Consider the following 10,034-nt stretch of genomic DNA (forward strand, 5'->3'; position numbering starts at 1 on the left):
GGAGTTCGGGGCGAGCCTGATGCGCTCGACGTACCACCTCGAGGGGCCCGGTTATGCCGGCGTCGGCCAGGAACGCAGCCAGGCCGTGGCGCTGCTGCGCCGCTTCACCGAGCTCCCGTTCCTGCCCGTCCACTTCGACTTCGTCGCCCCGAACGGCAGCCGGCTGATGTCCAGTGAGCGACAGATGACCCTGCGTGACCGCTACACGGTCACCGTGCCCGACCAGCGGGTCGACTTCCGGGTGGCAGCCGCCGTCGCGGTCGGCCTCGACGCGCTGATGCAGCGCTGATCCCGTGGCGCTCTACCCCCAGGCTCGCCGCGCCGTCGCCGAGGCCGCCCGCTCGAAGCCGGTCTGGGCCGCGGACTTCGACATCGCCGCCGCCCGGGCCGAGGCGCGGGCCCTGGCGCTCGCCGAGGAGCGCGAGGAGGTCGCCGAGGTCGTGGACCTCGACGCCGACGGTGTGCCCTGCCGTCTCTACCGGCCTCGCCTCGAGGGCGCCGACACCGGCAGCCCGGGGATCGTGGTGCACCTGCACGGCGGCGGCTTCGTCTTCCACGACCTCGAGGTGCACGACGCGGCGGCTCGTCGGTTGGCCAACCGCAGCGGCCTCGCGGTGCTCAGCGTCGACTACCGCCTGGCGCCGGAGCACCCGTTCCCCGCCGCGGTGGAGGACGTGGACATCGTGCTGGCCCACCTCCGCGCCCGCACGGACGAGTGGGCGCGGGGAGCGACGTTCCTGCACGGCGACAGCGCCGGCGGGAACCTGGCCCTGGTGGCCGCCCTGCGCAACCCGGGCCGGGTGCGCGCCCTCGCGCTGGTCTACCCGTTCCTCGACCCCGAGCTGGGGTTCCCGTCGTACGACACCTCCGCGGACGGGTTCCGGCCCCGTGAGGCCGCCTGGTACTGGGAGCAGTACGCCGCGAGCCCGGCCGACCTCGAGCACCCGGACCTCGCACCGCTGCGCTCCGACCGGCTCGCCGAACTGCCGCCGACCCTGGTGGTGACCGCCGAGCAGGACCCGTTGCGCGACGAGGGCGAGGCGCTCGCCCTGGCCCTCGCGGAGCGCGACGTCGAGGTCGTGGCCACCCGTTACCTCGGCCAAGTGCACGGCTTCTGGCGCCACGTCGACGCCTTCCACGCCGCCGAGCCGCTGACGCGGCAGGTGGCAGGGTTCCTCCGCCTGCATGCCTGAGTCGGGGCTCTGCGAGAATTCGGCCATGCGCGTGCACATCGGCTCCGACCATGCCGGCCTCGACCTCAAGGACCACCTCCTGCGGTGGCTCGCCGACCAGGGTCACGAGGTCATCGACCACGGCCCCTTCGTCTACGACGCCCTCGACGACTACCCCGTCTTCTGCCTCCGGGCGGCCGAGGAGGTCGCCGCCGAGCGGGCTGCGGGCGGGGACAGCCTGGGCGTCGTGATCGGTGGCTCCGGGAACGGCGAGCAGATCGCGGCCAACAAGGTGATCGGCATCCGCTCGGCGCTGGTGTGGTCGGAGGAGACCGCGGTCCTGGCGCGCGAGCACAACGACGCCAACGTCATCTCGGTCGGCGGCCGGATGCACACGCTGGAGGAGATGACCCGGTTCGTCGAGGTCTTCCTGGCCACCCCGTACACCGGGGAGGAGCGGCACGCCCGCCGGATCGCGCAGCTCTCGAGCTACGAGACCACGCGCGAGCTGCCCCCGCTTCCCGAGTCGGCTCTCGGTGGACCCCGGGACGATGCCTGAGGGGCACACCCTCCATCGTCTGGCCGGCGAGCTGAGGGACGCCTTCGCCGGGCGGGCCGTCCGGGTGGGCAGCCCGCAGGGGCGCTTCGTCGACTCCGCGGCCCTGCTCGACGGGCGGGTGCTCCTGGGGGCCGAGGCCTGGGGGAAGCACCTCTTCGTCGCCTTCGAGGGCGAGGAGTACGTCCACGTGCACCTGGGTCTCTACGGGACGTTCGCGGTGCATGCTGCGGTCCCGAGCGTGCCTGAGCCGGTCGGTCAGGTGCGCCTGCGGATGACGGCACCGGTCGGCGGCGGTCGCGAGGCGGCGTACGCCGATCTGCGGGGCGCCACGACGTGCGAGCTGGTGACCGGCGAGCAGCGGGACGCGGTGGCGGCGAGGTCCGGGCCGGACCCGATCCGGCCGGACGCGGACCCGACGCGGGCCTGGGAGCGGATCCGCCGGAGCAAGGCGCCGATCGGCGCCTTGCTGATGGACCAGAGCGTCATCGCCGGGGTCGGCAACGTGTACCGCGCCGAACTGCTCTTCCGGCACCGCCTGCACCCGCTGCGGCCCGGGGCGACCCTGCGGGTCGGTCAGTTCACGGCGCTCTGGGAGGACCTGGTGGTCCTGATGGCCGAGGGCGTCCGGACCGGCCGGATCGACACGGTGCGCCCCGAGCACACGCCTGCGGCGATGGGGCGTGCGCCCCGGGTCGACGACCACGGCGGCGAGGTCTACGTCTACCGACGGACCTCCCAGCCGTGTCATGTCTGTGGCAGCATCGTGAGGACTGATGTGCTGCAAGGCCGAAACCTGTTCTGGTGTCCCCGATGCCAGCCCCGGTTCCGGTCGCGCTCCTTGGTGTGATCCCGTGTCATGCAAGCCCCCGACCCCCTGCCGAGGACCCCGATGACGGCCTTTCCCCAGACCGAGCGGCCTGCCCGGAGGGATCGACCTGCCCGGCGGCGTGAGCCGTGGCGGCTCGTCGCCCGACGCGGGGCAGGCCTGGAGAACGGCCTGCTCGCGTGGCTGGTGCTGACCGGTCTCACGCTGACCGTCCTGATCCTGCTGGCTCCGGAGGTCGTGCCGCTGAACTCGTTGGTCCTCCCGCTGCTGGTCGGCAGCCTGATGCTCAGCCCACGGTCGCTGCCGTGGTTCGTCGTGTTCTTCCTGGTGATGCTCGCCATCGCGGTCGCCGGCCAGTACCGGACCATCGACATCCGCACCGGTGCCGCGGTCGGGGTGATGGTGATGCTCGGCGTGCTCACCCTGCTCATGTCCTTCCGTCGCTCGCGACTCGGGGTCGCGGGCGTGCTGGGGGAGTCGATGCTGGTCGACCTGCGGGACCGGATCCTCGGCCACGGCGTCATCCCGGCCCTGCCGGAGACCTGGTACGTCGAGTCCGCGCTGCGCTCGGCGGGCGGCACGCCGTTCGCGGGGGACTTCATCGTCACCGCCAACCCGCACGGCGACCGCCTCGAGGTCGCCGTCGTCGACGTCTCGGGCAAGGGCGAGCAGGCCGGGACCCGGGCGCTGCTCCTCTCCGGCGCCATGGGGGGACTGCTGAACGCCCTGCCTCCCGCGGACTTCCTGCCGGCGGCCAACGACTACCTGATGCGCCAGAACTGGACCGAGGGGTTCGCCACGGCGGTGCACCTCTCGCTGGACCTGGGCACGGGCGCCTACGAGCTGCGGACCGCGGGCCACCCGCCGGCCGTCCACCTGACCGCCGGCTCGGGCCGGTGGACGGTGGTGGAGACGCAGGGGCCGGTGCTCGGGCTGATGGAGCGGGCGGAGTTCAGCAGTGCCTCGGGGGTGCTCCGTCGTGGCGACGCGATGCTGCTCTACACCGACGGCATGGTCGAGACCCCGACCCGCGACGTCGATCTGGGCATCGACCGGATGCTGGGGCAGGCGGAGCGGCTGCTGCGCGGCAACTACAACGGCGGGGCGGCCCGGCTGGTCGAGGCCCTGGGGTCGAAGCACGACGACCGGGCGCTGTTGCTCGTCCACCGCCGCTGAGGCCCCCTCGGTTACGGGGGTTGGCGCATCGTGTGGCACGATGTGACCGCAAATTGATGCGTGCGGATGTAGCTCAATGGTAGAGCCTCAGTTTTCCAAACTGATGACGAGGGTTCGATTCCCTCCATCCGCTCTCAAGAGGCAAGAGGCCACTTGGCGGGGCGTAGCGTAGTGGCTAGCGCGCCTGCTTTGGGAGCAGGAGATCGCAGGTTCGAGTCCTGTCGCCCCGACGCACCACCACACTTGATTCGATGAGGAGAACACCTGTGAAGAGCGCCGTCGAGACCTTGAGCCCGACCCGGGCCAAGCTGACCGTCGAGGTGCCCTTCGAGGAGCTCAAGCCGAGCCTCGACGCGGCCTACAAGAAGATCGCGCAGCAGATCAACGTGCCCGGTTTCCGTCGCGGCAAGGTCCCGCCCTCCGTCATCGACCGTCAGGTCGGCCGCGGCGCCGTCCTCGACGAGGCGATCAACGACGCCCTCCCGAAGATGTACATCGAGGCCCTCCAGGAGAACTCGCTCCAGCCGCTGACGCAGCCGGAGATCGAGGTCACCAAGTTCGAGGACAACGAGGCGCTCGAGTTCACCGCCGAGGTCGACGTCAAGCCCGAGATCACCCTCCCGTCGTACGACGGCCTGGAGGCCGAGGTCGAGGCGATCGAGATCACCGACGCCGACGTCGAGGAGCAGGTGCAGGCGCTGCGCGAGCGGTTCGCCACCCTCAACGACGTGGAGCGTCCCGCGGCCGAGGGCGACTTCGTCGTGCTCGACCTCCGGGCCAAGCGGGACGGCGAGGTGCTCGAGGGCGCCGAGGTGTCCGGCATGTCCTACCAGGTCGGTCGCGGCGGCATGCTCGACGGCCTCGACGAGGCCCTGACCGGCATGTCCGCCGGCGACGAGAAGACCTTCTCCTCCCAGTTGGTGGGCGGTGACCTGGTCGGCGAGGACGTCGACGTCGAGGTGGCCGTGACCCAGGTCCAGGAGCAGGAGCTGCCCGAGTTCGACGACGAGTTCGCCCAGCTGGCCTCGGAGTTCGACACCGCCGAGGAGCTCACCGCGGACGTGCGCGAGCGCCTGGGCCGGGGCAAGCGCCTCGAGCAGGCCGCTGCTGCCCGTGACGCCGTCCTGGAGAAGCTCCTCGACCAGGTCGAGGTCCCGCTGCCCGAGACGATGGTCACCGACGAGCTCAACGCGCGTCGCCAGAACATCGAGCAGCAGCTCGCGATGGCCGGGATCACCATGGAGAAGTACCTCGAGGACGAGAAGCAGACCGTCGAGGAGTTCGAGGCCGACCTGGACCGTCGCGTCCGCGAAGCCGTCGCGGCGCAGTTCATCCTGGACGAGGTCGCCAAGACCGCCGAGCTCGGCGTCGACCAGAACGAGCTCTCCCAGCACCTGGTCCGCCGTGCCCAGCAGTCCGGTCAGGACCCGCAGGAGTTCGCGAACCACATGTTCGAGCACAACCACATCCCGGACATGGTCCAGGAGATCCTCCGCGGGAAGGCGCTCGCGCAGATCGTGGAGTCGGCCGTCGTCAAGGACAGCAACGGTGCGCCCGTCGAGCTGAAGCTGCTCCTGCCCGACGGCACGATCGGTGAGCCCGGCGCCGAGGGCGACGAGGCCGCCGAGGCCACCGACGAGGCCTGATCCTCACCAGCTCGTGACGAACCCGCCCGGGAGACCGGGCGGGTTCGTGCATTTCATGGCCGTGTTCAGTGAACGATCGTGCACTCAGAACGGCTAGGCTGCCGTCATGACCCGTACCGCGTCCCCCGCCGCGACCCTGACGGCAACCCCCACCCCAGCTCCGGGCCCCGGGGTCCTCGACGCCCTCTCCCTGCTCTGCGAGACGGTCGACGAGCTGGTGGTGCGGACCGCCCGCGACACGCACGATGCCATCGCCGACCGGGTCGGCACCCTCACCCGTCGTACGACGGGCGGGGCGGCGAGCGTGCCCGACGCCCTGCACCGGGGCATCGCGGCCGCCGTCTACGGCGGGCTCGGGATGGGACTGCGGGCGGCCTCGAGCGGGCTCGACGCGGTCGCGGCGGCCGGGGTCGGTCCGCGACTGGAGGACGGCCCGCGCGGCCGGTTCGTCAGCTCGGCGGTCAACGGGCTGATCGGCGACCGGCTGGTCCACGAGAGGCCGCGACTGGCGATCTCGATGGGCGTGCGGGTCGAGGCGCGCGACGTCCCGCTCGAGACGCCGAGCCTGGCCGAGGCGTTCTCGGAGGCCTCCGGTCGCCTGGTGGTCTTCCTGCACGGCCTCTGCGAGACCGAGTCGTACTGGAACAAGAACCGCGTGACGCTGGGCACTACGTACGGCGAGGCGCTGGCGACCCGCGGCTGGACCCCCGTCTTCCTGCGCAACAACACCGGGCTCGGCCTGCGGGCGAGCGGGGTGGAGCTCGCCGCCCTGATGCAGCGGCTGGTCGAGGAGTGGCCGGTCCCGGTGAGCCGGATCGCGCTGGTCGGCCACTCGATGGGCGGTCTGGTGATCCGGGCCGGGGGAGCGGTGGTCACCGAGGCGGATCGGCCGTGGACCGATCTCGTCTCCGACGTGATCACGCTCGGCACGCCTCATCTGGGTGCCCCGATCGCCTGGGGGATCGGGCACGGTTCGCGGGGACTGGGCCGGCTCCCGGAGACCTCCGCCTTCGGTCGGATCCTGGACTGGCGCTCGCTCGGTGTGCACGACCTGGTGGCCGGTCTCGCCGAGGACGTGCCGCCGTTGCCGAACGCTCGCTACCGGCTGGTGGCGGCAACCCTGACCCGGTCGCCGCGCCACCCGGTGGGCCACGTGGTGGGCGACCTGCTCGTGCGGGTGGGCTCGGCGTACGGGCGCGACCGGTACGGCGCCGAGCTGTTCCCCGGCGCCGAGGTGCTGCACGTCGGCCGGACCGACCACTTCGGTCTGCTCAACCATGTCGCCGTGCACGAGGCCATGCGAGAGTGGCTGGCATGACCGACCGCAGCAGGGGCGCTGACCGTGAGCTCAGGGCCGAGGCGCAGGTGGCCGCCCCGCCGGAGCGGGTGTGGGAGCTGCTCAGCGACGTGTCGCGGATGCCGGCCTGGAGCCCCGAGCTGCTCCGGATGATCCCGCTCAAGCCGGGCGGCCTCCGGGTCGGGCAGTGGTACCTCGGGCTCAACCGACGCAAGCTGGCGGTGTGGCCCACCCGCAACGTCCTCGTGGTGCTCGAACCCGGTCGCCGCCTGGCCTGGGACACCACGACCAGTGGCGCCCGCTGGATCTGGGAGATCGAGCCGGACGGCGCGGGGGGCACCCGGGTCGTGCACCGACGTCCGGTGCCCACGAGCCTGACCCTGCTCAGCCGGGTGACCGCCCCGGTGGCGCTCGGCGGCTCGGTGAGTCACGCCGACGAGCTCGAGGCGGGCATGCTCCGGACCGTCCAGCGGCTCAGGGCAGCGGCCGAGTCCGACTGAGCCGCGAAATCCGCTGTCGGCGAACAGCGGCGGATAAGCCGTGGAACTGTCGGACCTTCGGGCTAGGGTCGCTACCGTGACCCAGAATCCCAGCCCCACGCCTGCTCCCCAGATGAACGGTGGCGCGGGCTTCAATGTCCTCGACGACCACATCTACCAGCGCCTGCTGCGCGAGCGGATCATCTTCCTCGGCTCCGAGGTCCGCGACCAGAACGCGAACGCGATCTGTGCCCAGCTGCTGCTGCTCTCGGCGGAGGACCCCGAGGCCGACATCTTCCTCCACATCAACAGCCCCGGTGGCTCGGTGGACGCCGGCATGGCGATCTACGACACCATGAACTACATCCCCAACGACGTGGCCACCGTCGGGATGGGGCTGGCCGCCTCGATGGGCCAGTTCCTCCTCTGCGCCGGCACCAAGGGCAAGCGCTACGCCCTGCCGCACGCGCGCATCATGATGCACCAGCCGTCCTCCGGCATGGGTGGTTCCGCCTCGGACATCAAGATCCAGGCGCAGCAGTCCCTGCACATCAAGAAGGTCCTGCTCGAGCTGATCGCCGAGCACACCGGCCAGAGCGTCGAGCAGATCGAGAACGACGCCGACCGCGACCGCTGGTTCACGGCCGACCAGGCCCTCGAGTACGGCTTGGTCGACCAGGTCATCAAGAGCGCCCGTGAGGCAGCCGACGACGGCCGCCCGGCCCACAGCAAGGACAACTGACATGAACTACTACATCCCGCAGTGGGAAGAGCGCACGTCGTACGGCTTCCGACGGATCGACCCGTACGGCAAGCTCTTCGAGGAGCGCATCATCTACCTCGGCACGCCGATCTCCGACGACGTGGCGAACGCCGTGATCGCGCAGCTCCTGTGCCTGCAGTCGATGAACCCCGACCAGGACATCAACATCTACATCAACTCGCCGGGTGGCTCGTTCACCGCGTTGACGGCGATCTACGACACGATGAAGTTCATCAAGCCCGACGTCCAGACCGTCTGCCTCGGTCAGGCCGCCTCGGCGGCGGCGATCCTGCTCGCCGCCGGCACGCCCGGCAAGCGGCTGGCGCTGCCGAACAGCCGGATCCTCATCCACCAGCCCTACACCGAGGGCACGTTCGGCCAGACCTCGGACATCGAGATCCAGGCCAACGAGATCCTGCGGATGCGCGACCTGCTCGAGAAGATGATCAGCGAGCACAGCGGCCGACCCCTCGAGCAGGTCAGCCGGGACATCGAGCGCGACAAGATCCTCACCGCGGAGGGCGCCGTGGAGTACGGCCTGATCGACGCGGTCCTCGAGTCGCTCAAGGGCACCCCCGCGATCGCGGGATGACGCGATGAGCGATCCGACGGTGTTCCCCGTGTCCGCCTGCCTTCGGGGGGTGGCAGGGGGTACCGTCGGATCGCTCGCAGGATCCTCGGCCTGCAGCCGCACCGCAGGACCCGACACACCCCAGTTGGACGTACGACAGCCCGGCACGCGACGCGCCGGCCGAATCGGAGGATGACCGCCCGTGGCACGTATTGGTGACGGAGGCGACCTGCTGAAGTGTTCCTTCTGCGGGAAGAGCCAGAAGCAGGTCAAGAAGCTGATCGCGGGCCCCGGCGTCTACATCTGCGACGAGTGCATCGACCTCTGCAACGAGATCATCGAGGAGGAGCTGAGCGAGGGCGCCGAGGTCTCCCTCGACGAGCTGCCCAAGCCGAAGGAGATCTTCGAGTTCCTCAACTCCTACGTCATCGGCCAGGAGCACGCCAAGAAGTCCCTGGCCGTGGCGGTCTACAACCACTACAAGCGGGTCCAGGCCGGTCTCCAGCCCGTGGCGGGCAAGCACAGCAAGGAGGAGTCGGTCGAGGTCGCCAAGTCGAACATCCTCGTGATCGGCCCCACCGGCTGCGGCAAGACCTACCTGGCCCAGACCCTGGCCCGGATGCTCAACGTGCCGTTCGCGATCGCCGACGCCACCGCCCTGACCGAGGCCGGGTACGTCGGTGAGGACGTGGAGAACATCCTCCTCAAGCTGATCCAGGCGGCCGACTACGACGTCAAGAAGGCCGAGACCGGCATCATCTACATCGACGAGATCGACAAGGTCGCCCGCAAGGCGGAGAACCCCTCGATCACCCGTGACGTCTCCGGTGAGGGTGTGCAGCAGGCGCTGCTGAAGATCATCGAGGGCACGACGGCCTCGGTCCCGCCGCAGGGTGGCCGCAAGCACCCGCACCAGGAGTTCATCCAGATCGACACCACGAACATCCTCTTCGTCGTCGGCGGTGCGTTCTCCGGGCTCGAGCACATCATCGAGCAGCGGGTCGGGAAGAAGACGCTGGGCTTCACCGCCGAGGTCCGCGGCGCGGCCGAGAAGGAGGCCGAGGACCTGCTGACGCTGGTGCGCCCGGAGGACCTGACCAAGTTCGGCCTGATCCCCGAGTTCATCGGTCGCCTGCCGCTGATCGCGAGCGTCAGCAAGCTCGACCAGGCGGCGCTCGTGCAGATCCTCACCGAGCCCCGCAACGCGCTGGTCAAGCAGTACCAGAAGCTGTTCGACCTCGACGGGGTCGAGCTCGAGTTCACCCAGGACGCCATCGAGGCGATCGCCGACAAGGCGCTCGAGCGTGGCACCGGTGCCCGCGGGCTGCGCGCGATCATCGAGGAGGTCCTCCTCCACGTGATGTACGACGTGCCCTCCCGCGGCGACATCGCCAAGGTCGTCGTCTCGGCCGAGGTCGTGCTGGACGGCGTCTCGCCGACGCTGATCCCGCGCGAGACCGAGGCGAAGAAGAAGAAGTCCGCCGAGCGGCCTCCGGCGGTCGGCCGGGTCGTGGACCCGGCCGCGCTCGACTGAACCCAGGAAAC

10 protein-coding genes, 2 tRNA genes and 1 pseudogene are annotated in these 10,034 nt (G+C 70.4%); all 13 read left to right on the top strand.

What is annotated here, in order from left to right:
• Positions 1-289: pseudogene (locus tag ABZE72_RS13160) on the top strand (hypothetical protein); the annotation flags it as partial.
• A 4-nt stretch (positions 290-293) separates the two neighbouring features.
• Entirely contained in the window at positions 294-1,193 is a 900-nt protein-coding gene (locus ABZE72_RS13165) for an alpha/beta hydrolase (RefSeq protein ID WP_372729491.1), read from the top strand.
• A 25-nt stretch (positions 1,194-1,218) separates the two neighbouring features.
• Complete coding sequence (locus ABZE72_RS13170) at positions 1,219-1,731, top strand: ribose-5-phosphate isomerase (RefSeq protein ID WP_372729492.1); 513 nt, start codon at positions 1,219-1,221, stop codon at positions 1,729-1,731.
• Entirely contained in the window at positions 1,724-2,578 is an 855-nt protein-coding gene (locus tag ABZE72_RS13175; RefSeq protein ID WP_372729493.1) for an Fpg/Nei family DNA glycosylase, read from the top strand. The genes ABZE72_RS13170 and ABZE72_RS13175 overlap by 8 nt, the downstream gene beginning before the upstream one ends.
• A gap of 42 nt (positions 2,579-2,620) precedes the next feature.
• Complete coding sequence (locus ABZE72_RS13180) at positions 2,621-3,733, top strand: PP2C family protein-serine/threonine phosphatase (RefSeq protein WP_372729494.1); 1,113 nt, start codon at positions 2,621-2,623, stop codon at positions 3,731-3,733.
• 62 nt (positions 3,734-3,795) lie between these two features.
• A tRNA-Gly gene (locus ABZE72_RS13185) sits at positions 3,796-3,866 on the top strand.
• A gap of 24 nt (positions 3,867-3,890) precedes the next feature.
• A tRNA-Pro gene (locus ABZE72_RS13190) sits at positions 3,891-3,963 on the top strand.
• A 36-nt stretch (positions 3,964-3,999) separates the two neighbouring features.
• Positions 4,000-5,379 carry a trigger factor gene (tig, locus tag ABZE72_RS13195; RefSeq protein ID WP_372729499.1) on the top strand — a complete coding sequence of 460 codons (1,380 nt, stop codon included), beginning with the start codon at positions 4,000-4,002 and terminating at the stop codon, positions 5,377-5,379.
• A gap of 106 nt (positions 5,380-5,485) precedes the next feature.
• Positions 5,486-6,697 (top strand): esterase/lipase family protein, encoded by a 1,212-nt coding sequence (locus ABZE72_RS13200; RefSeq protein WP_372729495.1) that lies wholly within the window; start codon positions 5,486-5,488, stop codon positions 6,695-6,697.
• Positions 6,694-7,176, top strand: coding sequence for an SRPBCC family protein (locus tag ABZE72_RS13205; RefSeq protein WP_372729496.1), 483 nt, complete (start codon positions 6,694-6,696; stop codon positions 7,174-7,176). The genes ABZE72_RS13200 and ABZE72_RS13205 overlap by 4 nt, the downstream gene beginning before the upstream one ends.
• Positions 7,177-7,288: 112 nt before the next feature.
• Entirely contained in the window at positions 7,289-7,897 is a 609-nt protein-coding gene (locus ABZE72_RS13210) for an ATP-dependent Clp protease proteolytic subunit (RefSeq protein WP_372729500.1), read from the top strand.
• Position 7,898: 1 nt separating this feature from the next.
• A complete protein-coding gene (locus ABZE72_RS13215; RefSeq protein WP_372729497.1) occupies positions 7,899-8,510 on the top strand; it encodes an ATP-dependent Clp protease proteolytic subunit in 612 nt (203 codons plus the stop codon).
• Between the two features lie 181 nt (positions 8,511-8,691).
• The gene (gene clpX, locus ABZE72_RS13220; protein ID WP_372729498.1) at positions 8,692-10,023 is read left to right on the top strand and encodes an ATP-dependent Clp protease ATP-binding subunit ClpX; all 1,332 of its coding nucleotides are present in this window, start codon (positions 8,692-8,694) and stop codon (positions 10,021-10,023) included.
• The last annotated feature ends 11 nt before the right edge of the window (positions 10,024-10,034 follow it).

The organism is Nocardioides sp. (assembly GCF_041600255.1).
Classification (GTDB): domain Bacteria; phylum Actinomycetota; class Actinomycetes; order Propionibacteriales; family Nocardioidaceae; genus Nocardioides.